Origin of the sequence: Yimella lutea, from assembly GCF_006715095.1 — a bacterium.
Lineage (GTDB): Bacteria > Actinomycetota > Actinomycetes > Actinomycetales > Dermatophilaceae > Yimella > Yimella lutea.
Window position 1 is genome coordinate 1810730 of the sequence record NZ_VFMO01000001.1, and the last position, 22784, is coordinate 1833513.

The window sequence follows — 22784 nt, forward strand, 5'->3', positions numbered from 1 at the left end:
GTGAGCATGCGCATCTCGGCGAGCCGGCTCGGCTCCATTCTCGGCGATGATCGCAGCGACGGCCCGGCGTACCTGTGGATCGCCGACGGCATCCGCGCCGCCGTCGCCGACGGACGTGTCATGCACGGCACCCGACTGCCCGGCGAGCGCGACCTCGCACCGGCGCTCCAAGTCTCGCGCACCACGATCACCAAGGCCTACGCCGTGCTCGCCGAACGCGGATACACCCGCGCTCGCCAGGGTTCCGGCACGACCATCGTGCTGCCCGGTGGCCGGCCCGACGAGGGTGACGCCGAACCGCTCGACGACCGTCCGGCCGACCCGCGGTTGCTCAATCTGGTGCAGGCCGCGCCCCCGGCCACCCCGGGTCTGCAGGCGGCCTTCGAGAAGGGTCTGGAGCAACTGCTGCGCTTCACCGCCGGCCGCGGCTACTACTCGCTCGGCATCCCCGACCTGCGCGAGGCGATCGCGCAGCGTTACACCGACCGCGGGGTGCCCACCGGCGCCGACCAGGTCGTCGTGACGACGGGCGCGAGTTCCGCGGTCGGCATCGCCCTGACCGCGCTCACCGACCCGCGCTCGGCGGTGCTGCTCGAGAGCCCCGGATACCCCAACACCGTCCAGGCCATGCGAGGCGTCGGGCGGCGCCCGGTCGGTGTGCCGGTGGCCGACCCGGCGGCCATGGACAACGCCTTGGCGCGGGTGAACGCGTGCCTGGTCGTGCTCGACTTCCAGAACCCGACGGGCCTGCTGGCCGACGAGGAGCGCCGAGCCGAACTTGCTCGCATTTGGAAACGTCGTGGCACAACCGCGATCGTCGACGAGACGCTGGTCGAGACCTGGCTGGACGACGAACCGCAGGTGCGCCCGATGGCGGCGCACCACCCGGGTGTCATCACCATCGGATCGGCCAGCAAGACGCACTGGGGCGGGCTGAGACTCGGCTGGATCCGGGCGCCGCGTCAGCTCGTGGGTGCGCTGTCGGCCGCCCGGCGCAGCTTCGACCTGGGGTCGCCGGTGCTCGAACAACTTGCCCTTGACGAGCTGCTGCGCACCCGGCCCGGCCTGCACCCCGACATGCGCGTGATGCTGCGGGGGAGCCGGGATCGGTTGTGGCAGTTCGGAATCGAGTGCGGCTGGCGGGCCCTTGCGCCGTCCGGCGGACTCAGCATCTGGTGGCGTCTGCCGCGCCCACGCGGCAATGCGCTCGCCGCTGCCGCCGAACGCGAGGGCCTGCTGATGCTGCCCGGTTCGGCTTTCGCGGTCGACGGTCGCGGGCTCGATTCCTTCCTGCGCACGCCGTTCACGCTGCGTCCCGATGAGATCGACAAGGTGCTGCCGGCCCTGCGTACGGCGGCCGAGAACAGCGGGTGCGTCGAGTAGCTACTACCCCGTGTCGGAGTCGTTCGCCGGACGTGGGAGACTGAGTCACGTGGTCGATGTAGCCGTCGTCGGAGGCGGGATCGCGGGCCTGAGTGCTGCGTGGGAGCTTGTCGGCTCCGGAGCCTGCGTCTCAGTGTTCGAGTCCACCGACCGGGTCGGCGGCAAACTCCGCACCGAGAACGTCGCGGGCACGCCCGTCGACGTCGGCGCCGAGTCGATGCTCGGTCGTCGCCCGGAGGTGCAGCAACTCCTCGCCGAACTCGACCTCACGCCCAGCCCGCCCGCCCAGGTCGGTGCGTCGATCTGGAGCCGCGGCGCGCTGCGTGCGATGCCGAAGGGCACGCTGATGGGTGTGCCCTCCGATGCGAGCACGCTCGCCGGCCTCCTCGGCGACGCCGAGGTCGCCCGCGCGGCCGACGAACAGACCGTCCGGCTCGACACCGGTGGCGACATCTCGGTCGGCGATGCCGTCGAGCAGGCCTTCGGACCGGCCGTGGTCGACCGACTCGTCGAGCCGTTGCTCGGTGGCGTCTACGCCGGCGACGCCCGCTATCTGTCGCTGCGGGCGTGTGTTCCTGCCCTGTACGACGCTGTGCAGCACGGCAACTCGCTGGGGGGCACAGCCGCTGCGGCCTCCCGCCAACCCGCCGTCGCCGCAGCCGACCAGCCGCCGGTCTTCGCCGGACTGCGCGGCGGAATCGGCTCGCTCCCGACCCGGCTCAGCGAGGCGCTGCACGCGGCGGGGGCGCAGGTGCGGGTCGGCACGTTGGTCACCGGCATCGACCGCGACGAGCAGGCCGGACGCTGGCGGCTCGTGCTCGGCGACGGCACCACCTTCGACGCCGACGCGATCGTGCTCGCCACCCCCGCACCCTCGTCCGCGAAGCTACTGGCGACCCTCGCACCCGGGGCGTGCGACGAACTGCGCGCCATCGAGTACGCGTCGATGGCCGTGGTCACGTACGCCTTCCCCGCGTCGGCGCGCGAGTTGCTGGGGGAGCAGTCGGGCTTCCTCGTGCCGCCGGTCGACGGGCGCCGCATCAAGGCCTCGACGTTCAGCTCGGTGAAGTGGCCCTGGCTGGCGCAGGAAAGCCCCGACCTGGTCTTCGTTCGGGTCTCCGCGGGCCGTTTCCGCGAGACCGAGGCACTGCGTCGCCCCGACGCGCTGCTCGCCGCCGACGGCCTCGCCGAACTGCGGACGGCGCTCGGTCCCTTGCCGACTCCGGTGGCCGCTCACGTGCGGCGCTGGGGCGGCGGCCTGCCGCAGTACGCCACCGGGCACATCGACCTCGTCGCCCGCTTGCGACGCGAACTCTCAAGTCTTCCAGCGGTTTCCGTGGCCGGCGCAGCCTACGACGGTGTGGGCATCCCGGCCTGCATCGGTTCGGGTCGCACCGCTGCCCGTACCGTGCTGGATCAGTTGAACCCATCCGAACCCACCGAAGGACGCTCATGACCGACCAGCAACACGACGTGCACCGCCAGCCCACCGAGGCCGAGGCGGAAGCGATCAACGCCAGCATCCGCTACGCGATGTACTCGGTGTTCAAGGCGGAGCGCCCGAAGCCGGAGGGCAAGAAGGCCGTCAAGGAGGCCGAGAAGTTCTTCGCCGGCCTGGAGAAGTCGGGTGTCACCGTCCGCGGCATCTACGACGTGGGCGGCCTGCGCGCCGACGCCGACCTGCTGGTCTGGTGGCACGCCGACACCGTCGAGCAACTCCAGGACGCCTACCGGGGCTTCCTAGCCACCGAGTTCGGTCGCAGTTTCGACGGCGTCTGGTCGAACGTCGGGCTGCACCGTGCCGCGGAGTTCAACCGCGGCCACGTGCCGGCCTTCCTGTCCGGCGAGGCTGCGCGCAAGTACATCTGCGTCTACCCCTTCGTGCGCTCCTACGACTGGTACTTGCTGCCCGAGGACGAGCGGCGCCGCATGCTGCGCGAACACGGTGAGGCCGCCCGCGACTTCGGCGACGTGCGCGCCAACACCATCTCGGCGTTCGCCCTCGGTGACTACGAGTGGCTGCTGGCGTTCGAAGCCGACGAACTGCACCGCATCGTCGACCTCATGCGCGAACTGCGCGCGGTCGACGCGCGTCGCCACGTGCGCGAGGAAGTGCCGTTCTTCACCGGCCCGCAGACCACGATCACCGACTTCGCGCAGCGACTGCGCTGACGACCAGCACCACACCGAACCAACAGCAGAGCCCCGGGATCGTCCGGGGCTCTGCTGTTCGTCGGTGTTGTTCGTGATGCGGTCGTTCAGTCGTTCGGCTGCAGGGTGAGCGACACCGAGTTGATGCAGTAGCGCTGGTCGGTCGGGGTGGCGTAACCCTCGCCCTCGAAGACGTGCCCGAGGTGGGAATCGCAGCTGCCGCAACGCACTTCGGTGCGCACCATGCCGTGCGACCGGTCTTCGATGAGGCGCACGTTGTCGTCGCCCGACGGCGCGTAGAACGACGGCCAACCGCAGTGGCTGTGGAACTTCGTCGTCGAGCGGAACAACTCCGCACCGCACGCCCGGCAGTTGTAGATGCCCTCGGTCTCGGTGTCGGTGTATTCGCCCGTGAACGCGCGCTCGGTGCCGCCCTCGCGCAGCACCGCATACTCCATCGGGCTCAGCTGCTCACGCCACTCCTGCTCCGACTTGGTCACCTTCGTCATCGGTCCACTCTCCTTGTCCGGTCTGCCTCTGCGTCAACGACGCGGGCCGGGCGGATCATTCCGCCCGGCCTGCGCCGATGTGTCGCAACTGCGGGTCAGCGGGTCACCTGCACGGGCAGACGGACGATCTGGGGGTCGTGGTCGGAATCCTGGTCGTGGAACTCGGCATTCGTGTGGACGATGTCGTAGGAGTAGCGTTTGTTGGCCATCGTGCGCACCAGGTTCCGGCTGAGCAGGATGTGGTCGAGCACCTGGTTGTTGCCCTGGAACACATAGGTGTACCGCTCGGGCGCCGGCAGCGTCCGCGGCAGATCGGTCAGTGCGCTCGAACCGGACCCCACCAGGATGTCGGTGGTACGGCTGAACTCGAAGTCGTTGATGTCACCGAGGACGATGACGTTCGCGTCCGGGTCGGCGGCGAGCAGCTTGTCGACGAATCCACGCACCACCTGTGCCTGGCTGTGTCGCTGGGCCTCCGAACCACGCACCGGCTGCTGGAAGCGGCCGAACAGTGGGTCGTCGCCACCTTTGGATGCGAAGTGGTTGGCGATGACGAACACACTGCGGTCGTTGTAGCTGAACTGTCCGACCAGCGGCTTGCGCGAGTTGTTCCACGCGGCGTTACCGACGTCGATGCGTCCCGGAGACTGGGTCAGTGAGGTGCCGCGGCCGGTGCCGACGACGTCCGTCGAGGTGTTCGCGGTTGCACCGGGCTTGTCGACGAACCAGACGCCTCGGTCGGTGCGGAACAGGAAGACCTGGCGGATGTTGCCTCCCGGCTGGCCACCGTCGGTCAGGTTGTTCGGATTGACCCACTTGGCCTCGTACGCCGGTCCGCCGGCCGCCTTGATGGCGGCGATCAGCGTGTCGCTGGTCGCGGTCGAGTCGACCGTGCCGTCGTTGCGAGAGCCGCTGTTGTCCTGGATCTCCTCGAGCGCCAGGATGTCGGGCGACTTGAGGTTGGTGACGATCTGTCCGGCCAGCCGTGAGTACTTCTCCGCAGGGTCGGACGGCGCGAGGTTCTCGACGTTGAACGTCGCGACAGCCATCTCGTTGCCGCGCGGGGACGCGGTGACCTCACGCTGCAGGCCGTTGTCGGTCAGCGTGCCGGGGTCGGTCGCGAGCAGGGTGTAGTTGGCGAACGAGTAGTCCAGGACGCCCGTTGTGGTGCCGCTGAACACGTCGCCGACGTTCGCCGCACCGATCTGACCCTTGACGAGCGAGTCGTTGAGGATCAGCCGCATGGCGTTGGGGTGGGCATAGGAGCTGTACACGACGCCGCCGCGGGGTGAGTTGACCGCGTCGACGTTCTGGCCGGGAACGACCGGGGTTTCGCCGTAGCGCGTGTTCGTCGGTCCCACAGCGCGAGCGTCCTTCAGCGCCAGACGCATTCCTTCCATCGACTCGTTGAAATCGATGGCGTTCTGCGCGGGTTCGAACGGGACGCCGGGCAGTTCGATGTTGCCGGGGTCGCCGGCGAAGATCGTTTGCTGCGGAGCGACGCGGTCGACGCCGAGCACGACCGGCGCGGGCAGCGCAGCGGTGCCCGTGACGGTGACCGTCGGACCGTCGATTTCGGTGGTGGTCAGGTTGGTGGTGCCGCCCGAGCCGCCGGGGCGGTACTCGGCGACGGTACCGACAACAGAAACCTTGTCGCCCGCCTTCACCGTCGGTGCCGTCCGGGTGAAGACGTAGATGCCTTCGCTGGTCGAGTCGTCGCCGTCCGGAGTGAGCGACTGGATCCAGAAGCCGGAACTCTTGACCGCGGTGACGACGCCCTCGACGTCCTTGACCTTCGTGCCGGCCAGGGGGGAGGTGTGTGAACTGCCCTGGATCTGCGCGACCGTTGCGACAGTGCCGTCGTCGGGCGGCGTCGGGCTGCAGTCCTGTTGTCCGGCAGCCGAATTGCGAGGACTCGGGGAGCCCACGGCGAAGTCGACCGAATTGTTGTCGGTGTCGGTGCACGTGGAGGTGCGTGCGACGGACGTCGGGTTGGAGGTGGCGGCAGCCGGGCTGCCCTCTGCGGTCGACGCGCTGCCCCATCCGAGCAGGTCGACGACCTTGCCGGACGGGTCGACGATCGCGACCCGTCCACCCGATGCGCTCATCGGAATGGTGCCGACGACGTCCGGCGTGGGCAGGGGAGTGGCCGACGTGTTCGCTCCGGATGCTTCCTTGACCAGGAAGCTCGTGGCCGGCGCGACCGTGCCGCTCAGCGGGGTGCGCTGGGCGGTGGTGCCGTTCGCCGACCAATACTGGACGCTCCAGCCATTCAAGTCGACCGGGGTACCGCTGAGGTTGTACAACTCGACGAAGTCGCTGTTGTGGACGGCGCCGGAGTTGCCGCCACCGCCGTACACCTCCGAGATGACGACGGACGAGGAGACGGCTTGAGCAGAGGGCGCAAGTGACACCGCGCCTGCGGCGGCGAGGGTGGCGGCAGAGCCTGCCACGGCGAGGCGGAACAACGAACGAGAAGGCATCGGGGCACTCCGGGGGAATTTGACTGGGTCTTGGGACGGGGCAGTTCCGACGCTAGGTCGCCCCGATGTCCTTCCCCTCCGGTTTCGGTGAATGTCCGGCAACGGTTCGGTCATGAGATGGCAAAGTCGCCGGGCCCAACTGTGCGAACCGCGGATCGGAACACCCGGGCTGCCGGCGTGCCAGGCCCCTAGGGTGAGTACATGGCAGCTGCGAAGCCGGTGATGCTCGAGGTCGACGGACCGGCCGGCGTCCGGACGGTGAAGATCTCCAGTCCGGACCGACTGATCTATCCCCAGGACGGGATCACCAAGCTCGATCTGGCGCAGTATCTGGTCGCCGTCGGCGAGGTGTTCATCCACGCCAACGGCAACAGACCCGTCGCGCTGGAACGGTTTCCGGAGGGCATCGAGGGGGAGCAGTTCTTCTCCAAGAACCCTCCCCGCGGAGTGCCCGAGTACATGCGCTCGGTCATGTGTACCTACCCCTCCGGACGCAAGCACCCGCAGTTGGTGCTCGACGAGCCGGCTGCCGCGGTGTGGTGTGCACAGATGAACACCGTCACCTTCCATCCGTGGCCGGTCTGCGCCTATGACAACGACAACCCGGACGAACTGCGCATCGACCTCGACCCGCAACCCGGGCGCGGTTTCAAGGATGCTGTCGAAGCAGCCTTACCGTTACGCGACCTGCTCACCGAACTCGGCTTCCAACCGCGAGTGAAGACCTCCGGCAACCGGGGAGTCCACGTGTACGCCTCGATCGAACCGACGCACGAGTTCCTCGACGTCCGCCACGGCGTCATCGGTATCGCTCGCGAACTCGAGCGCCGCCTGCCCGATCTGGTGACCACGGCGTGGTGGAAGGAAGAACGAGGCGAGCGAGTCTTCGTCGACTTCAACCAGGCGTGCCGGGATCGCACGATCGCCGGCGCGTATTCGCCACGTCCTTTGCCCGGTGCTCCTGTCTCCATGCCGCTCACCTGGGAACGGCTGGCGGACGCCGACCCGCGCGAGTTCACCGTGCGCACCGCTCCCGGCATCGTCGAATCCGAAGGTGATGCGTGGGCCGATCGCGGCGAGCCCGGCGATATCGCTGCCGCGATCGCGTTGTGGGACAGAGACGTTCAGGAACGCGGGCTCGGCGAACTGAACTTTCCTCCCGATTATCCGAAGATGCCCGGCGAGCCGCGCCGCGTCCAACCGAGCAAGAAACGCAACGACCTGCCGGATCCCGAATTTCGATGAAGAGCTGTCGATTCGGGCGGGTTTACGTTCGCCGGCACCATGTCTCGATCGCGCTCGGTCGGTAACCCTGCCTCACCACTCGACCGGCGGGTTGTGTCGGGCCTGCCCGAGTAGCCCATGGGGAGTTCTCCCCATGGTCACCCCGGCTGCCGATCGACAGGATGTTCGTGGGGGCAAGAGATCGGCGCCGGATCCTCGGGGGAGGTCCGGCGCCGATCTTCGTCCGGTGATGATCAGCGGCTGAGTACCGCGCCGAGGTCGTACGCCGGGGCGCGCTCCACCTGGTCCAGCAGGCACGATTCGGGGTCGCGATCGGGCCGCCAGCGCAGGAACGTCACGCCGTGCCGGAAACGAGAACCCTCGAGTTGATCGAACTTCACCTCGACCACGCGCTCCGGACGAAGGCGTACGAACGACACGTCCTTGTTGCTGCTGAACCGCGACCGGTCGGTCTCGCCACGAACCGTCTCTCCCTCGTCGTCGGTGACCACGAGGTCGGCGAGTTCGTCGATCAGCTCCACTCGTCGCTTCGCGGTGAACGCAAGAATGCCGCCGACATTGCGCAAGTTGCCGTCGTCGTCGTACAGCCCGAGCAGGAGCGAGCCGACTCCGTTGCCGCTCTTGTGAATTCGATAACCCAGCAGCACCGCCTCACACGTGCGGCTGTGCTTGATCTTCAGCATCGAGCGCTTGCCCGGCTGGTACGGGCTGGTGACATCCTTGGCGATCACGCCGTCCAGACCGGCTCCCTCGAACTGTTCGAACCACTGCTGCGCGACCTGGGGATCCTCGGTCACGCGGGTCAGGTGGAAGGGGCCGTCGGTGGGCAGACCGTCGAGTGCCTCGACCAGCGCGCAGCGGCGTTCGGCGAACGGTTGTTCCATCAACGAGTCACCGCCGGTCCACAGGCAGTCGAAGAAGATCACCTCGGCGGGTGTCTCCACCGACAGCTTGGTCACCCTCGAGGCGGCCGGGTGGATGCGCTGCCCGAGCGCTTCGAACGACAGGCGCTGCGCTCCCGGTGCGCCGGAGCGAACGACGATCTCGCCGTCCAGGACACACTGCTGCGGCAGCAGCCGACGAGCCGCTTCGATCAGTTCGGGGAAGTAACGGGTGAGCGGTTTGGAGCCACGCGACTCGAGTTCGACCTCGTCCCCGTCCTTCACCAGAACACACCGGAAGCCGTCCCACTTGGGTTCGTACAGGTACCGCTTGGTGTCGTCGGGTGTGGGCACCGCGGGAGTGGCCTTGGCCAGCATCGGCGTGATCGGGGTCTCGAACGGCACGGTCATGCCCGCCATTGTGCTGCCCGGATGTCACGATGGACAGGTGCAGCCTCGCCACATCGTTCGTGCCGCCTCCATGCTCGGCGCCGGAGCCCTCATGGGGGCCGGAGCCGTCACGTCGGCTGCCGCCGTCTTCGCCCGCAAGGTGCTCACACCCGAGCCGCCGGCCGACAAGAGCGTGGTCAGGACGTTCAACGACCTCACGATCACCCTCGACGTCAACGACGAGACCGTTGCGCCCGGCCGCTACGGACTCTTCGTCGGTGGGTACGACACCCACGCCCGCATCGGGGACGTGCTCGCCGTGGAGGGCGAGGAGGTCACCCGTGAACTGCTCGGCGTCGACTTCGGTGAGCTCGATGCCGGACCGGCGCGGGTCAACGGCAGCTACTTCGTCGGACCGCCGGCGGACTCCCTCGGTATCGATCTGCGCGAGGTGGTCTATCGCAGCCCGGTGGGGGACATGCCGGCCTGGCGGATGGACGTGCCCGACTCCACCCGGTGGGCCGTCCTGGTGCACGGGCGCGGCGCGCTGCGCTCGGAGTGTCTGCGAGCGCTGCCGACCCTGCAACGTTGCGGAATCAACGCATTGATCATCAACTATCGCAACGATCCAGGGGTCCCGTCCGGAGCCGACGGTCTGTACAACCTCGGCCTCACCGAGTGGCAGGACGTCGAAGCGGCCATGCGCTACGTCCTGGACGCGGGTGCCGCCGACATTCAGTTGTTCGGGTGGTCGATGGGTGGCGCCACCGTATTGCAGACCGTCGATCGATCGCCGCTGGCCGAGCATGTCAGCCGGATCGTGCTGGACGCCCCGGTGATCAATTGGCGGCACGTGCTGGCCTTCCACGCGGGGCTCAACAAGCTGCCCGGTGTCGTCAGTCGGGTCGGGCTCGACCTGATGCGAGGACCGTTGCACCGCAACCTGATCGGGTTGGCCGAGCCACTCGACGTCACCCGGGCCGACTGGGTCACCCGAGCGGGGGAACTGACGAAGCCGACGCTGCTGATCCACTCGGTCGACGATGACTTCGTGCCCTTCGAACCATCGCAGGACCTCGCCGACGCACGACCCGATCTGGTGCGTCTGGAGACCTTCGAGGTGGCACGGCATTGCCGGGAGTGGAATGTCGACAGTGAGCGCTGGGAGAAGGTCGTGCGTAACTTCTGTGCGCCGGCCTCAGCGCACTGACCAACGAGCCAGCAGCGTCGACTCGGATTCGATCAGTCCGACCAGCCTCGCGCGCAGGTCGAGCGGTGCTCCGTCGACCATCCGGTGGGCCGAGCCGCCCACCAACAACGGCGAGGTGGTCAGGCAGATCTCGTCGATCAGGTCGTCCCCGAGGGCGAGGCCCGCAATGGTCGGGCCGCCTTCGAGCAGCACGCGGTTGTAGCCGCGTCGGCGCAGACGGTGCAGAGCCGTTCGCACTCCGTCCGGGCCGCTGCTGTCGACCGCGAAGACGTCATCACGACCCATCGTGTCCATCCCCGGCGGCAGTTCCGCTTCGGTGCTCAGCACGGCCATCGCGGGGTGTTCCGGGCGCCCTGCACGCAGCGATCGCCACCGCTCGTCGGTGATCGGTGCGTCGTACTGCTCGGCGCGTGCGGTGCCTGCGCCGACCGCGATGACATCGGCCCACGCCCGCAGCATGTGGAAGACGAGCCCGTCGACGTCATTGTTGATCGACCCCGACCGATGATCCCCGCCGACAACCGAACCGTCCACTGTCGCAACGAAGTTCAGCCGCACGAACCAGCCGCGATCGACGCCGCATTCGTAGGCGTCCGGCAGATCACCGGGCGTGATTGCTGCGTGATCGGGGAGCAGTTTCCTCATGTCGGTCATCCAATCGTGAGATCATCCCGTATGGCCAAGAAGAAGACGAAGAAGTCCGACAAGAAGTCGGACAAGCAGCTCAAGAAGTCCGGCGATCTCGCAGCCGAGATCACCGAGAAGCTTTGCGTCGCACCAGGATTCGAGCTCAGCTCCCTGGATGCCTCGTCCACTCCCGGCTACAAGGGTGACAAGGCGGAAGCGGAGGAACTGCTCGCAGCGAGCGCCGCCGAGCTCGGCGAACTGCAGGAGCGCCTCTACGCCAACGGGCGTGACGGCGACGGCACGTCCGTCCTGTTGGTGATCCAGGGCATGGACACCTCAGGCAAGGGCGGGATCATGCGTCACGTCGTGGGAAGCGTTGACCCGCAGGGAGTTTCGCTGACCTCTTTCAAGGCGCCGAACGCCGAGGAGCGCAAGCACCCGTTCCTGTGGCGGATCCGCAAGGCGTTGCCGAAACCTGGGATGATCGGTGTCTTCGACCGGTCGCACTACGAGGACGTGCTCATCGCACGGGTGCGCAATCTCGTTCCGGCCACTACCTGGCAGCGGCGGTACTCGCAGATCAACACCTTCGAGAAGTCGGTGACCGACAACGGCACCCGGATCATCAAGGTGATGTTGCACATCGACGCCGACGAGCAGAAGGCGCGCCTGATGGAGCGGCTCGATCGCCGCGACAAGTGGTGGAAGTTCAACCCGGGCGACATCGATGAGCGCGAGCTCTGGGACGCCTACCAGGAGGCCTACCAGGCCGCGTTGGACAAGACCTCCACCGACAGCGCTGCCTGGTACGTGGTGCCGGCGAACCGCAAGTGGTACGCGCGGTTGGCTGTCCAGCAGATCCTGCTGCAGCACCTGCGTGAACTCGACCAGCCCTGGCCGGACGCCGACTTCGACGTCGAGGAACAGAAGGCGCGTCTCGAAGCGTCCTGAAACCGAACTCCGCAGTGAAGGGCTCCCCGAGCGATCGGGGAGCCCTTCACGGGTTTGTCAGGTCCGGTTCACTGCTCCTCGTCCGGGGTGCAGCTGAGTACCACGATGGACCGGCCGGCCAGGGTGAGTTCGTACCCACCGGTGGCTACGCGCTCCTCGGTCTCATCGATGGCTTCGTCGGCGGTGTCGAGCACGACGCTCCACTCCGCGTCCTCGACCACGGTCGGGACGGTGAACGTCGTCTCCTGGTCGCCGGCGTTGAACAGCAGCAGGAAGTGGTCGTCGATGACCCGTCGCCCCTGGGGGTCCGGCGCCTGGATCGCTGCACCGTTGAGGAACACCGCGACCTCACGTGCCAGGCCGTTGCGCCAGTCGATCTGGGTCATGTGGTTGCCGTCGGGCGTGAACCAGCCGATGTCGCCGAGGGTGCTCTCACCGCCGTGTCCGGCGTCGCCGGAGAAGAACCGGCGCCGACGGAAGGTCGGGTGCTCGCGACGTAGCGAGATGACCTTGCTCGCGAAGTCCAGCAGCGACTGCTCGTCCTCGTCGAGGTCCCAGTCGAACCACGCCAGTTCGTTGTCCTGGCAGTACACGTTGTTGTTGCCGAGCTGCGTACGGCCGAGTTCGTCGCCGTGAGCGAGCATCGGCACACCCTGGCTCAGCAGCAGCGTGGTGAGGAAGTTGCGCTGCTGACGCGCCCGCAGCGAGCGGACCTGCGGGTCGTCGGTCTCGCCCTCGACGCCGCAGTTCCAGGACCGGTTGTGCGCCTCGCCGTCGTTGCCGCCCTCGCCGTTGGCCTCGTTGTGCTTCTCGTTGTAGCTGACCAGGTCACGCAACGTGAAGCCGTCGTGGGCGGTGATGAAGTTGATCGACGCGATCGGACGGCGTCCCGAGTGTGCATACAGGTCGCTGGATCCGGTGAGGCGAGAAGCGAATTCGGCCAGTGTCGATGGCTCACCGCGCCAGAAGTCACGGACGGTGTCGCGGTACTTGCCGTTCCACTCGGTCCACAGCGGCGGGAAGTTGCCAACCTGATAGCCACCGTCGCCCAGGTCCCAGGGCTCCGCGATCAGCTTCACCTGACTGATGATCGGGTCCTGCTGGATGATGTCGAAGAACGCCGAGAGGCGGTCGACCTCGTGGAACTGTCGCGCCAGCGTGGCGGCGAGGTCGAACCGGAAACCGTCGACATGCATCTCGGTGACCCAGTACCGCAGCGAGTCCATGATCAGCTGCAGCACGTGCGGGCTGCGCATCAGCAGGCTGTTGCCGGTGCCGGTGGTGTCGTAGTAGTGCGCCGGGTCGCTGTCGACCAGCCGGTAGTAGTGGGCATTGTCCAGGCCGCGGAACGCCAGCGTCGGACCGAGCTGGTTGCCCTCGGCGGTGTGGTTGTAGACGACGTCGAGGATGACCTCGATGTCGGCAGCGTGCAGCGCCTTCACCATCGCCTTGAACTCCGTGACCTGCTGACCTTCGCTCCCGCCGGCGCTGTACGCGTTGTGCGGCGCGAGGAAACCGATGGTGTTGTAGCCCCAGTAGTTCGACAGGCCCTTGTCGACCAGGGTCGAGTCCTGGACGAACTGGTGCACCGGCAGGAGTTCGACCGCCGTCACGCCGAGTTGCTGCAGGTGGTCGATGATCGCCGGGTGCGCGACGGCGGCATAGGTGCCGCGGATCTCCTCGGGCACGTCCGGGTGGGTCATCGTCAGGCCCTTGACGTGCATCTCGTAGATGACGCTGTCGTGGTACTCGTGCCTGGGCGGACGGTCGTGGCCCCAGTCGAAGAAGGGGTTCACCACCACCGAGAGCATCGTGTGGTCGAGCGAGTCGTCGTCGTTGAATGCGTCCGGGTCGTCGAAACGGTAGGAGAAGAGCGACTCGTCGCCGTCGATCTGCCCGTCGATCGCCTTCGCGTACGGGTCGAGCAGCAGTTTCGAGGGATTGCAGCGGTGGCCGAGCTCAGGGTCGTAGGGGCCGTGCACCCGGAAGCCGTACCGCTGACCGGGCTGCACCCCGGGCAGGTAGGCGTGCCAGACGTGTCCGTCGACCTCGGTCAGATCGATGCGCTCCTCGTCCCAGGTGTGTTCGCCGTCCTCACCCGGCTCTTCACCGGGTGTGAGCAGGCACAGTTCCACCCTTTCGGCGACGGAGGAGAAGATCGCAAAGTTGACGCCAGAACCGTCGAAGGTGGCGCCGAGCGGATAGGGCTGTCCCGGCCAGATGTCCATGGCACGCCATTGTGGTGCACGGCGGGAGCCGTTCGGACCATTACCGTGGGTGACATGTGCTTCACGAGGTCGGCGTCCGGGGCGTGCGGGTGAGTCCGCGCAGCCGCGCAACACGCGCACTCGGGCGGATCCCAGGGGCACTCGCGCTGGCACGTCTGACCCGCGAAACCGTGCGTTTGTGCATGCGATATCGGGTGACCGGCCTGGCGGCGGAAGCCGGTTTCTTCGCCCTCCTGTCGTTCCCGCCGCTGGTGTTCGGATTGCTCGGCGGGGTCGGTTATCTCGGTGGGTGGATCGGTGAGAACGCTGTGACTCGTGTCACCGAGGCGATCGAGGCCTACTCGTCCCAGTTCCTCACCGAGAACTCGTTGCGTGATGTCCTGATGCCCACGATCTCCGACGCGCTGCGCGGCGGAAGACCCGACGTCATCTCCGCCGGTTTCCTGTTGTCGCTCTGGTCGGGATCACGTGCACTCAACGTGCTGCTCGACACCGTCTCGATCATGTACGGGCAGGGCGGCAAACGAGGCATCGTCCGCACCCGGTTGATGAGCCTGAGCCTGTACTTCGTCACGCTCGCCTTCGGGGCTATCGTCGTGCCGTTGATCGTCATCGGTCCGCAGTTGCTCAGCGAATGGCTGCCGGCGCGGCTGCAGGTGCTGATGGTCTTCTACTGGCCCCTCGTCGGCGGCTTGACGATCCTCGGGTTCGCGACGCTCTTCTATCTCGCCACGCCGATCAAGACGCCCTGGGTACGCGACCTGCCGGGGGCCGTTCTCACCCTGGTGATCTGGGTGCTGTCGGCCATGGCGCTGCGCTTCCTGCTCGGTGCCTCGGTCGGTGGCACCAGCATCTACGGGCCGCTCGCGGCAGCCATCGTGGTGCTGATCTTCCTGTACTTCCTCGGCATCGCGGTACTCATCGGGGCAGCGCTGAACGCCGCCACGATGAAGCTGTGGCCCGTGCAGGAGTTCTTACCGGCCCATCACCGGGCGCGCGAACTGCTCAGCGACGGTGTCTCGCGCACCCGCGCCCGCGTCAATGACGTCCGCACGGGACCGATCCCGCTGGCCCGCAACGGATCCGCCGGCAAGAAGGTCAACCCAGCACCCGCCGCGCGGTCACAAGATCCGGACGACGAACAGTTCCCGACTAATCCGAAGGCGAGCACCGATGGCGACGGCGACACACCCGCACCCCGGCTGGATTCGGCGGCGTCCATCGGTTAGCCTCATGCACCGCACCTGAACGCGTTTCCACAGCGTGATTCCAGGCGCAGGCGGACATAGCTCAGTTGGTAGAGCGCAACCTTGCCAAGGTTGAGGTCGCCGGTTCGAGCCCGGTTGTCCGCTCTGATCTCGCTTTGTCGTGAGATCTCCGGTGGCGTGGCCGAGAGGCTTAGGCAACGGCCTGCAAAGCCGTCTACACGGGTTCGAATCCCGTCGCCACCTCGGGCGATTGGCGCAGCGGTAGCGCGCTTCCTTGACACGGAAGAGGTCACTGGTTCAAACCCAGTATCGCCCACCAGTACGCAAGCAGGTCCCGGTCGTTCTCGGCCGGGACCTGCTGCGTTTTGGAGTCGTGCTCAGTGCGAGGGCTCGTCCTCGGGCGGTCGGACCCCGGCGACCTCGAAGAGTTCACGCCGCCCGGCGATATGGTCGGCGCGCGTGCGCCGCACGGTGATCGTCAGCCGGTGCACGGTCACCACGGCGACCACCCAGCCGATGCCGAGGAACCACGCCGCGATCACGTCGGTGAGCCAGTGGTGCCCGAGATAGACGCGGGACAGACCCATTGTGATCGTCATCGCCGCCGTCAGGAGCACCGTGGCGACGCGGGCCCAGGTGCGGTGCGACCAGACCAGCAAGACGTACGCCGCGATGCCCATCATCACCGTCATGTTCAGGGTGTGGCCGGACGGGAAGGACGGCGAGGACTCGAAGGGCGGCACCGCGAGCTGCGTCGGCGGGCGCAGGCGGGCGGTCGCTTCCTTGCCGAGGACGGTCACCAGCAGCGATCCCGTCATCGCGATTCCCATGAGCACGGCCGGCGTCCGACGGCGCCACAGCAGGCACAGCAGGGCGGTCAGCACCACGCCGAGGATCGGGCCGCCGACCTTTCCACCGATGTCGGTGAAGTGCGTGACTGCGGCGTCGGCACCGGGGGAGCGCCACGAAACCATCCGGTCGAGCACCGGGCGGTCCCACCCGGCGACTCCGTTGTGGTCGAGCACGTTGTCGTACACCTGCGCTGCGATCGCCTGCGAAGCACCGAGCAGGAGGACGCCCAGCGCGGCCGTGATCAGGGCTGCGAGGGAGAGACTGCCGTCCGCGGAGTACCGGCGAATCGTGCGCTCCAGCCACCGGAAGGCACGCAGCAGCAGCCGACCCAGCCACGTCGTCCAGCGGCCGAGGTCGCGTGAACCGATCGACTCGACGGCTCGGGGAAATGCGGTTCGCGCACCGGACTCGGTCTCGGGCCCCGGTGTGGCATCGGCTGGTTCGGGCATGCCATCCATTGAACCCTTCCGGGGCCCGAAGGACTCGTTTTGGAGAGTCGGCGAACTGTCGGGTATTGTCTTGCCGTTGCCCGCAAGGGCACAGGCGGACATAGCTCAGTTGGTAGAGCGCAACCTTGCCAAGGTTGAGGTCGCCGGTTCGAGCCCGGTTGTCCGCTCTCCTCATTTCCAAGGGCGATTGGCGCAGCGGTAGCGCGCTTCCTTGACACGGAAGAGGTCACTGGTTCAAACCCAGTATCGCCCACCATGAGCAGAGAGGCCCCGGCATGAGCCGGGGCCCCTCTGCTCGTCACAACCGCATATCCCGAAGGCCGCAGGGGTGGTTGACTTGGCAACGACGCCCCGGCCCGGATCGGGTACCCAGCTGGGCTCGGCGCCAAGGAGGTCGGTAGTGCCCGGTGAACACGCAGAGTTCGACGGGCTGTCGGCCAGAGGCGTCGCGGAGATCCGTCACGACGCCGCAGCGCTGGACGAACCCGGCGTGTGGGTGGTCGTGATCACTTTCGAGGGGCAACTCACCGCCGTCCGGATGCAACATGTCGACCGGGTCGCTCGGCCCGCCGTTCGGGAGACCCGGTCGACGCCGGCCGCCGACAACGGTGAGCATTCCTGGCGCAGTTCGCTCAGCCATGCGCAGTACGAGGCTGCGGTCGAGCAGGTCCGCCGCCGCGTCGCCCTCGGAGAGGTCTACCAGGCGAACATCTGCCGGGTGCTGTCCCGCGATGTGCCGGCGACGTTCGATCTGCGGCGTCTGGCGGACGTCCTGCTGGCGGGAAACCCGGCCCCCTACGCCGCCCTGATCGACCTGCCCACAGCCGGACTCGAGATCGTCTGTGCCAGTCCGGAGCTGTACCTCGAGCGCGACGGCGACCGGCTTGCATCGGCGCCGATCAAGGGCACCGCCCCGACCGAGCAAGAGTTGCTGCCGAAGGACTTCACCGAGAACGTCATGATCACCGACCTGGTGCGCAACGACCTGGCACCGGTCAGCGTGCCGGGCACGGTCGAGGTCGACGGCTTGTGCGCGGTCGAACAGCATCCCGGCCTGGTCCACCTGGTCTCGACCGTGCGTTCGCTGCTGCGTCCAGGAGTCGGCTGGCCGGACATCCTCGGTGCGTCGTTCCCGCCCGGGTCGGTGTCAGGTGCGCCGAAAATCACTGCCCTGCATGCAATTCGGGATCTCGAGCGAGTGTCGCGGGGACCGTACTGCGGTGCCATCGGGTACGTCGACAACGAGACTGCCACCGCCCGGTTGGCGGTGGGTATTCGTACCTTCTGGATGCAGTCCTTGCCCGGACGCCGGGTGCTGAAGTTCGGGACGGGCGCCGGAATCACCTGGGGCTCCGACCCCGAGGCGGAGTGGTGTGAAACGCTGCTCAAGGCGAGACGACTGATCGGGTTGGCCGAGGTCGCGTTGGAGGAGAGGACGTCATGACGGTTCGAGTGTGGGTGAACGGCGAGCTGGTCGGCGACCGAGCCAGCATCAGCGCGCTCGACCACGGCGTCACCGTCGGCGACGGGGTGTTCGAGACCTGCAAGGTCGAGAACAACGAGGTGTTCGCGCGGGAGCGGCACCACGACCGTCTCGACAACTCGCTCAAGGGCCTCGGTCTGCCGCCCGCGGACCGGGACCGGCTGGACGAGGGAATCGCCGCTGTCCTGTCAGAACCGTTGGAGTTCGGGCGTGTTCGTTACAGCGTGACGGCCGGCCCGGGACCGCTCGGCTCCGACCGTGACGACACCGAGGCGACGTACATCGTCCTCGCGGGGTCTGTGCCGCGTCCGCCGCGGACGACCGCAATCACGACCGTTCCGTGGACCCGGAACGAGAACAGCGCAGTCGTCGGACTGAAGACCACCTCGTACGCCGAGAACGTCGTCGCGCTGGCCTACGCGAAGGAACGCGGCGGCAGCGAGGCGATCTTCGCCAACACCCGCGGCGAACTGTGCGAGGGCACCGGCAGCAACATCTTCGTCGTCGTCGACGGCGACGTGCTCACCCCGCCGACCGACTCCGGCCTGCTGCCCGGGATCACCCGCGACCTCGCCATCCTCGCCGCTCGCGAAGAGGGCATCACGGTCAAGGAGGTCGCGCTGCCGCTGTCGATCCTCCAGACTGCAGATGAGGTGTTCATCACCTCGTCCACTCGGGATGTGCAAGCCGTGTCGCGCGTTGACGAACGGAACATGGACGCTCCCGGTCCCGTCACAGCGCGGGTCGCGGACGCGTTCCGGGCACGAGCAGCAACATTGGCGTGATGAAGAAGGAGACTGCAGTGGGGGAGCAGGTGGCGGACAAGCACGTCGTGTCCGGCGGCGACGGCGGGAGCACCGCCGTGGCGCCGAAGCGACGCGCGGACGGGGCCTTCGAGGAGCCGTTCTCACCCAAGACATACAAGTTCGCCTGGCGTCGCAAGCTCGCGGCGAACCCGGTCTCCAACCACACCTACCGAATCGTGGTCGGTGTCGTCGGGTTCATCGTGACCGGCATCGGCGTCGTCGCCATCCCGTTCCCGGGTCCGGGCTGGTTGATCGTCTTCCTCGGCCTCGGCATCTGGGCGACCGAGTTCATGTGGGCCGCGCGTCTGCTCAACTTCGCCCGGGAGAAGGTCGAAGCCTGGAACGACTGGATGCGTCCGAAACCGTTGTGGTTCAAGGGCATTGTCGCGTTGCTGACGTTCGCGTTCGTGTGCTTCGTCGTCTGGCTGACCCTCAAGCTCGGCGGCATTCCCGGCTTGTTGCCCGGCTCGGCCAAGGACTTCCTGCAGCAAATGCCCGGCCTCGGCTGAGCGCACAGGCCCGATTAGGCGGCGACTTGAACGGCGGGTAAAGTACTTCCTCGCAGCCCGGGCGGGCTGTGATCCGCACGGATGTATAGCTCAGTTGGTTAGAGCGTTCGCTTCACACGCGAGAGGTCAGGGGTTCGAGTCCCTTTACATCCACCGACATGCACTGAAGGACCCGCCACGTTTTGGTCGGGTCCTTCAGTGTTCGGTCAGTCGGCAGCGTCCGTGAATGCAGCGAGCACTTCGGCGGTGATCGCTGTCATCGCCGATTGCGCGGCCCTGGTGTCGCCACGCCAGATGGCGTCCGCGACGTCCTCGTGCGCGTCCAGCGCCTCCGGCTTGGGCTGCTGGGGCATGAGGGACAACTGCGTGCGACCGATGAGCACGACCTCAACGAGATCCGCCATCGCGGCGAAGAGGTCGTTGCCGCTCGATTCCAGGATCATCCGGTGCATCCGGATGTCGAGGGTCATGAACTCCTCCAGGCGTCCGGCCTCGCCCAGTTCACGCATCCGGGCAGCAAGCGGGGGGAGGGCTGCGCGGGCCTCGACGGTTGCCAGGCGGGCGGCCGCACCGGCTGCGGCCGGCTCGACGACGTGCCGCAGCTCAGTGAGATCGCGCAACTGCTTGGGGCGGTCGGTCGAATGCAGGCGCCAGTCGATCAGGGTGGGGTGCAACGCATTCCAGCCGGCGCGGTCCTGCACGACGATGCCGACCCGGCGACGCGAAGTGACCAGGTGCAGCGTCTCCAGTTCGCGGACGACCTCGCGGGCCACGGTGCGCGAGATCCCGAAGCGGCGTTGCAGGTCGTCCAGCGTCATGCCGGCGTCGACCGCGATTCTGCCCTCGATGATCTCGATGCCGAGTTCGCGCGCGGGCGCGCGGTGCAGCAGCGGCGCGGACGGCGTCCGGACGGCCTGCCCGATACCCGACATCGGCGTCCCCTTTCGGCTTCTCTCGGCAACTGCTCTCGGCCTGGTGAATGCGACCGAGCCTACGTCGCGGCGCCACGCCCGTATTAAAAATACTCATATTGCTTGATTAAGTACTACGAATAACTCTACAGTCGTGTGACCCACCCCACGTGATTCATCACACTCGACGAAGGATCCTCGATGTTCCTGACCGCAGAAGAGGTGCAGCCCGCATACAGCTCGGGCGTCCTGCTCCTCATCGCCGCAGCGGCGGTGGCAGTTCTGCTCCTGCTGATCATGCGTTTCAAGTTGCACGCCTTCGTGGCGCTCGTGCTGGTCAGCTTCCTGACCGCCCTGGCCACGAAGGTTTCGTTCGAGAAGGTCGTGCCGACCTTGCTGGACGGGTTCGGATCGACGCTCGCGAACGTCGCCCTCCTGGTCGGGTTCGGCGCGATGATCGGACGACTGCTGGAAGTGACCGGCGGTGCTCAGGTGCTCGCCGACACCTTGATCGCACGATTCGGCGAGAAGCGCGCACCGCTCGCGCTCGGTGTCGCCTCGCTGCTGTTCGGATTCCCGATCTTCTTCGACGCCGGCCTGGTCGTCATGCTCCCGATTATCTTCTCGGTCGCCCGTCGCTTCGGCGGCAGCGTGCTGACCTACGCGCTGCCTGCCGCGGGTGCGTTCGCGGTGATGCACGCGTTCGTCCCGCCGCACCCCGGCCCGGTCGCCGCAGGTGAGTTGCTCGGCGCCGACCTCGGCCTCGTCCTGGTGCTCGGCATCATCATCGGTCTGCCGACTTGGTACATCTCCTCCTACCTGTTCGGTCTCTGGGCGGGCAAGCGCGTCCACATCCCGGTGCCGGAGCTGCTCTCCGGTGGCGACGTCGAGGAGGGCAAGGCCGGTGGGTCGAAACCGTCGTTCGGCCTCGTGCTGTTCGTGCTGTTGCTGCCCCTGGTGCTGATCTTCCTCAACACCGGACTGAACACGTTGGCCACCAACAAGACGATCGACGGTGACGCGACGTGGGTTCGCCTGCTGCGCATGTTCGGTCAGACCCCGATCGCTTTGCTGATCACCGTGCTGGTCGCGATGATCCTGCTCGGCATGGGACGCCGCTCGAAGGCCGACATCGAGGAGATCGTCAACGGCGCACTCGGCCCGGTCTGCGCGATCATCCTGATCACCGGTGCCGGTGGCATGTTCGGTGGCGTCCTTCGCGCCAGCGGCATCGGCCAGGCGCTGGCCGGCTCGCTCGAGTCGACCGGTCTGCCCGTCATCGTCGCCGCGTTCGTGGTGGCGACCGCACTGCGCGTGGCGCAGGGTTCGGCGACAGTCGCCCTCACCACGACCGCCGGGCTCATGGCGCCGACCGTGGCTGCGACCGGCGGACTGTCCTCGATCGACCTGGCCTGCATCGTCATCGCGATCGCCGGTGGCGCGACCGTGTTGTCCCACGTCAACGACTCCGGCTTCTGGCTGGTCGGTCGGTTCCTCGGCATGGACGAGAAGACCACGCTGCGCACCTGGACCGTCATGGAGACGCTCATCGGTGTCGTCGGCTTCACCTTCGCCGCTCTCGTGAGCGCGATCCTGTGACCGTGGGCGTGCGCCACGCTGTCCTGATGGGTGTGTCCGGCAGCGGAAAGACCACGGTCGCCATGGGCGTCGCCCGGGAACTGGGATGGGAGTTCGGCGAGGCCGACCTGTTCCACCCCGAGGCGAACGTGGAGAAGATGCGCGCCGGCACCCCGTTGGACGACGACGACCGGCTGCCGTGGCTGCAGACCTTGGCCGACTGGATCGCCGAGCGGGACGCCGCCGGCACCAGCACCGTCCTGGCCTGTTCGGCTCTGCGTCGTCGCTACCGGGACATCCTGCGCAGCAGCGGGGCCCAACTCGACTTCGTCCACCTCGCCGGGTCGAAGGAACTGATCGGTTCGCGACTCGTCGCTCGCCAGGGTCACTTCATGCCGGGAAGTCTGCTCGATTCCCAGTTCGCGACGCTCGAGCCGCTGGAGGAGGACGAGGCGGGAATCACCCTCGACCTCGCGCACACACCGTCCGAGCTCGTCGCGCTGGCGGTTGAGTACCTGCGCGCCGGATGATGCGCGCACGAAGGCCCGGGACGTTGGTCCCGGGCCTTCGTGGTGCCGCGGGTGCACGATGGACTCATGAAGACCGTGCGGTTGGACGATGTGTATCCCGATGAGCGCGAGCGCGCCGGTGAGTCGAAGGTCGGTCGCAGCGCGCTGACCTTGAAAGGTGGCGGTGGCCAGACTCTCGGCCAGGTGCTGCTCACCATGAACGCCGGGTCGCAGTTGGCAGACCACAACAACCCTGGTGAGGCGACCCTGCTGGTCCTGTCCGGTGAGGTCACTCTCGGCTGGGCAGACGGGTCCGCCCGACTGAAGGCGGGGGAGTACACGGTCATCCCGCAGACCAAGCATCGCCTCGATGCGCACGCCGACAGCGTTGTCCTGCTGTCCGTGGCGCGGACGGGCTGAA

At 67.3% G+C, this 22784-nt stretch carries 20 protein-coding genes and 6 tRNA genes; 19 read left to right on the forward strand and 7 right to left on the reverse strand.

Annotated elements, in window-relative coordinates:
- Positions 1 to 6: 6 nt before the first annotated feature.
- The 3 genes from yczR to hemQ are packed head-to-tail and all read left to right on the forward strand — an operon-like array spanning position 7 to position 3555.
- Complete coding sequence (gene yczR / locus FB459_RS08590; RefSeq protein ID WP_246092540.1) at positions 7 to 1383, forward strand: MocR-like transcription factor YczR; 1377 nt, start codon at positions 7 to 9, stop codon at positions 1381 to 1383.
- A gap of 49 nt (positions 1384 to 1432) precedes the next feature.
- Complete coding sequence (gene hemG / locus FB459_RS08595; protein ID WP_246092385.1) at positions 1433 to 2839, forward strand: protoporphyrinogen oxidase; 1407 nt, start codon at positions 1433 to 1435, stop codon at positions 2837 to 2839.
- Positions 2836 to 3555, forward strand: a complete 720-nt coding sequence (hemQ, locus tag FB459_RS08600; protein ID WP_141928161.1) for a hydrogen peroxide-dependent heme synthase — start codon at positions 2836 to 2838, stop codon at positions 3553 to 3555. Before hemG ends, hemQ begins: the two co-directional genes overlap by 4 nt.
- A gap of 86 nt (positions 3556 to 3641) precedes the next feature.
- Here the strand turns inward: hemQ and msrB are convergent, their stop codons facing one another.
- Positions 3642 to 4043 carry a peptide-methionine (R)-S-oxide reductase MsrB gene (msrB, locus tag FB459_RS08605; RefSeq protein ID WP_141928162.1) on the reverse strand — a complete coding sequence of 134 codons (402 nt, stop codon included), beginning with the start codon at positions 4041 to 4043 and terminating at the stop codon, positions 3642 to 3644.
- Positions 4044 to 4138: 95 nt separating this feature from the next.
- Positions 4139 to 6526, reverse strand: a complete 2388-nt coding sequence (locus tag FB459_RS08610) for a lamin tail domain-containing protein (RefSeq protein WP_141928163.1) — start codon at positions 6524 to 6526, stop codon at positions 4139 to 4141.
- Positions 6527 to 6727: 201 nt separating this feature from the next.
- On the opposite strand from FB459_RS08610, the gene ligD reads away from it, so the two are divergent.
- Positions 6728 to 7771, forward strand: coding sequence for a non-homologous end-joining DNA ligase (gene ligD / locus FB459_RS08615; RefSeq protein WP_211345161.1), 1044 nt, complete (start codon positions 6728 to 6730; stop codon positions 7769 to 7771).
- Positions 7772 to 8004: 233 nt separating this feature from the next.
- Here ligD and FB459_RS08620 read toward each other — a convergent pair whose 3' ends face one another.
- Positions 8005 to 9063: an ATP-dependent DNA ligase gene (locus FB459_RS08620; RefSeq protein ID WP_141928164.1), complete on the reverse strand. Its 1059-nt coding sequence runs from the start codon at positions 9061 to 9063 to the stop codon at positions 8005 to 8007.
- 37 nt (positions 9064 to 9100) lie between these two features.
- On the opposite strand from FB459_RS08620, the gene FB459_RS08625 reads away from it, so the two are divergent.
- Complete coding sequence (locus tag FB459_RS08625; RefSeq protein ID WP_246092387.1) at positions 9101 to 10252, forward strand: alpha/beta hydrolase family protein; 1152 nt, start codon at positions 9101 to 9103, stop codon at positions 10250 to 10252.
- Here FB459_RS08625 and FB459_RS08630 read toward each other — a convergent pair.
- Complete coding sequence (locus FB459_RS08630; protein ID WP_170221787.1) at positions 10241 to 10897, reverse strand: dihydrofolate reductase family protein; 657 nt, start codon at positions 10895 to 10897, stop codon at positions 10241 to 10243. The genes FB459_RS08625 and FB459_RS08630 overlap by 12 nt on opposite strands.
- 12 nt (positions 10898 to 10909) lie before the next feature.
- On the opposite strand from FB459_RS08630, the gene FB459_RS08635 reads away from it, so the two are divergent.
- Positions 10910 to 11830, forward strand: a complete 921-nt coding sequence (locus FB459_RS08635; protein WP_425472376.1) for a PPK2 family polyphosphate kinase — start codon at positions 10910 to 10912, stop codon at positions 11828 to 11830.
- A 68-nt stretch (positions 11831 to 11898) separates the two neighbouring features.
- Here FB459_RS08635 and glgX read toward each other — a convergent pair whose 3' ends face one another.
- Positions 11899 to 14058 (reverse strand): glycogen debranching protein GlgX, encoded by a 2160-nt coding sequence (glgX, locus tag FB459_RS08640; RefSeq protein ID WP_141928167.1) that lies wholly within the window; start codon positions 14056 to 14058, stop codon positions 11899 to 11901.
- A gap of 182 nt (positions 14059 to 14240) precedes the next feature.
- Here glgX and FB459_RS08645 point away from each other — a divergent pair, with 182 nt between their 5' ends.
- The 4 genes from FB459_RS08645 to FB459_RS08660 all read left to right on the forward strand — a co-directional run bounded on the left by FB459_RS08645 (position 14241) and on the right by FB459_RS08660 (position 15585).
- Positions 14241 to 15287, forward strand: a complete 1047-nt coding sequence (locus FB459_RS08645; RefSeq protein WP_141928168.1) for a YihY/virulence factor BrkB family protein — start codon at positions 14241 to 14243, stop codon at positions 15285 to 15287.
- 50 nt (positions 15288 to 15337) lie between these two features.
- Positions 15338 to 15410: transfer RNA gene (locus FB459_RS08650), tRNA-Gly, on the forward strand.
- Positions 15411 to 15437: 27 nt separating this feature from the next.
- Positions 15438 to 15509, forward strand: a tRNA-Cys gene (locus tag FB459_RS08655).
- Between the two features lies 1 nt (position 15510).
- A tRNA-Val gene (locus FB459_RS08660) sits at positions 15511 to 15585 on the forward strand.
- A 58-nt stretch (positions 15586 to 15643) separates the two neighbouring features.
- Here the strand turns inward: FB459_RS08660 and FB459_RS08665 are convergent.
- Positions 15644 to 16567 carry a phosphatase PAP2 family protein gene (locus FB459_RS08665; RefSeq protein ID WP_141928169.1) on the reverse strand — a complete coding sequence of 308 codons (924 nt, stop codon included), beginning with the start codon at positions 16565 to 16567 and terminating at the stop codon, positions 15644 to 15646.
- Between the two features lie 94 nt (positions 16568 to 16661).
- Here FB459_RS08665 and FB459_RS08670 point away from each other — a divergent pair.
- The 6 genes from FB459_RS08670 to FB459_RS08695 all read left to right on the forward strand — a co-directional run bounded on the left by FB459_RS08670 (position 16662) and on the right by FB459_RS08695 (position 19518).
- Positions 16662 to 16734, forward strand: a tRNA-Gly gene (locus FB459_RS08670).
- Positions 16735 to 16748: 14 nt separating this feature from the next.
- Positions 16749 to 16823: transfer RNA gene (locus tag FB459_RS08675), tRNA-Val, on the forward strand.
- 144 nt (positions 16824 to 16967) lie between these two features.
- Positions 16968 to 18011: a chorismate-binding protein gene (locus tag FB459_RS08680; RefSeq protein ID WP_141928170.1), complete on the forward strand. Its 1044-nt coding sequence runs from the start codon at positions 16968 to 16970 to the stop codon at positions 18009 to 18011.
- Entirely contained in the window at positions 18008 to 18835 is an 828-nt protein-coding gene (locus FB459_RS08685) for an aminotransferase class IV (RefSeq protein ID WP_141928171.1), read from the forward strand. The genes FB459_RS08680 and FB459_RS08685 overlap by 4 nt, the downstream gene beginning before the upstream one ends.
- Entirely contained in the window at positions 18835 to 19365 is a 531-nt protein-coding gene (locus FB459_RS08690) for a TIGR02611 family protein (protein WP_141928172.1), read from the forward strand. The genes FB459_RS08685 and FB459_RS08690 overlap by 1 nt, the downstream gene beginning before the upstream one ends.
- A gap of 79 nt (positions 19366 to 19444) precedes the next feature.
- Positions 19445 to 19518 (forward strand) — tRNA-Val (locus FB459_RS08695).
- Positions 19519 to 19571: 53 nt separating this feature from the next.
- Here the strand turns inward: FB459_RS08695 and FB459_RS08700 are convergent.
- Positions 19572 to 20297 carry a FadR/GntR family transcriptional regulator gene (locus FB459_RS08700; protein WP_141928173.1) on the reverse strand — a complete coding sequence of 242 codons (726 nt, stop codon included), beginning with the start codon at positions 20295 to 20297 and terminating at the stop codon, positions 19572 to 19574.
- Positions 20298 to 20477: 180 nt separating this feature from the next.
- On the opposite strand from FB459_RS08700, the gene FB459_RS08705 reads away from it, so the two are divergent.
- The 3 genes from FB459_RS08705 to FB459_RS08715 all read left to right on the forward strand — a co-directional run bounded on the left by FB459_RS08705 (position 20478) and on the right by FB459_RS08715 (position 22783).
- Positions 20478 to 21875, forward strand: a complete 1398-nt coding sequence (locus tag FB459_RS08705; protein WP_141928174.1) for a GntP family permease — start codon at positions 20478 to 20480, stop codon at positions 21873 to 21875.
- A 2-nt stretch (positions 21876 to 21877) separates the two neighbouring features.
- A complete protein-coding gene (locus FB459_RS08710; RefSeq protein ID WP_239701953.1) occupies positions 21878 to 22384 on the forward strand; it encodes a gluconokinase in 507 nt (168 codons plus the stop codon).
- A gap of 66 nt (positions 22385 to 22450) precedes the next feature.
- Positions 22451 to 22783 (forward strand): cupin domain-containing protein, encoded by a 333-nt coding sequence (locus tag FB459_RS08715; protein WP_141928175.1) that lies wholly within the window; start codon positions 22451 to 22453, stop codon positions 22781 to 22783.
- Position 22784 lies beyond the last annotated feature (1 nt).

Excerpts from the sequence above, each read along its gene's own strand:
- yczR (WP_246092540.1), top strand. The coding sequence starts at position 7 with ATGCGCATCTCGGCGAGCCGGCTCGGCTCCATTCTCGGCGATGATCGC.
- hemQ (WP_141928161.1), top strand. The coding sequence starts at position 2,836 with ATGACCGACCAGCAACACGACGTGCACCGCCAGCCCACCGAGGCCGAG.
- FB459_RS08690 (WP_141928172.1), top strand. The coding sequence starts at position 18,835 with ATGAAGAAGGAGACTGCAGTGGGGGAGCAGGTGGCGGACAAGCACGTC.
- FB459_RS08630 (WP_170221787.1), bottom strand. The coding sequence starts at position 10,897 with ATGAGGAAACTGCTCCCCGATCACGCAGCAATCACGCCCGGTGATCTG.
- FB459_RS08705 (WP_141928174.1), top strand. The coding sequence starts at position 20,478 with ATGTTCCTGACCGCAGAAGAGGTGCAGCCCGCATACAGCTCGGGCGTC.
- glgX (WP_141928167.1), bottom strand. The coding sequence starts at position 14,058 with ATGGACATCTGGCCGGGACAGCCCTATCCGCTCGGCGCCACCTTCGAC.
- FB459_RS08665 (WP_141928169.1), bottom strand. The coding sequence starts at position 16,567 with ATGCCCGAACCAGCCGATGCCACACCGGGGCCCGAGACCGAGTCCGGT.
- FB459_RS08620 (WP_141928164.1), bottom strand. The coding sequence starts at position 9,063 with ATGACCGTGCCGTTCGAGACCCCGATCACGCCGATGCTGGCCAAGGCC.
- FB459_RS08700 (WP_141928173.1), bottom strand. The coding sequence starts at position 20,297 with ATGTCGGGTATCGGGCAGGCCGTCCGGACGCCGTCCGCGCCGCTGCTG.
- msrB (WP_141928162.1), bottom strand. The coding sequence starts at position 4,043 with ATGACGAAGGTGACCAAGTCGGAGCAGGAGTGGCGTGAGCAGCTGAGC.
- FB459_RS08610 (WP_141928163.1), bottom strand. The coding sequence starts at position 6,526 with ATGCCTTCTCGTTCGTTGTTCCGCCTCGCCGTGGCAGGCTCTGCCGCC.
- FB459_RS08645 (WP_141928168.1), top strand. The coding sequence starts at position 14,241 with ATGCGATATCGGGTGACCGGCCTGGCGGCGGAAGCCGGTTTCTTCGCC.
- FB459_RS08685 (WP_141928171.1), top strand. The coding sequence starts at position 18,008 with ATGACGGTTCGAGTGTGGGTGAACGGCGAGCTGGTCGGCGACCGAGCC.
- ligD (WP_211345161.1), top strand. The coding sequence starts at position 6,728 with ATGGCAGCTGCGAAGCCGGTGATGCTCGAGGTCGACGGACCGGCCGGC.
- FB459_RS08715 (WP_141928175.1), top strand. The coding sequence starts at position 22,451 with ATGAAGACCGTGCGGTTGGACGATGTGTATCCCGATGAGCGCGAGCGC.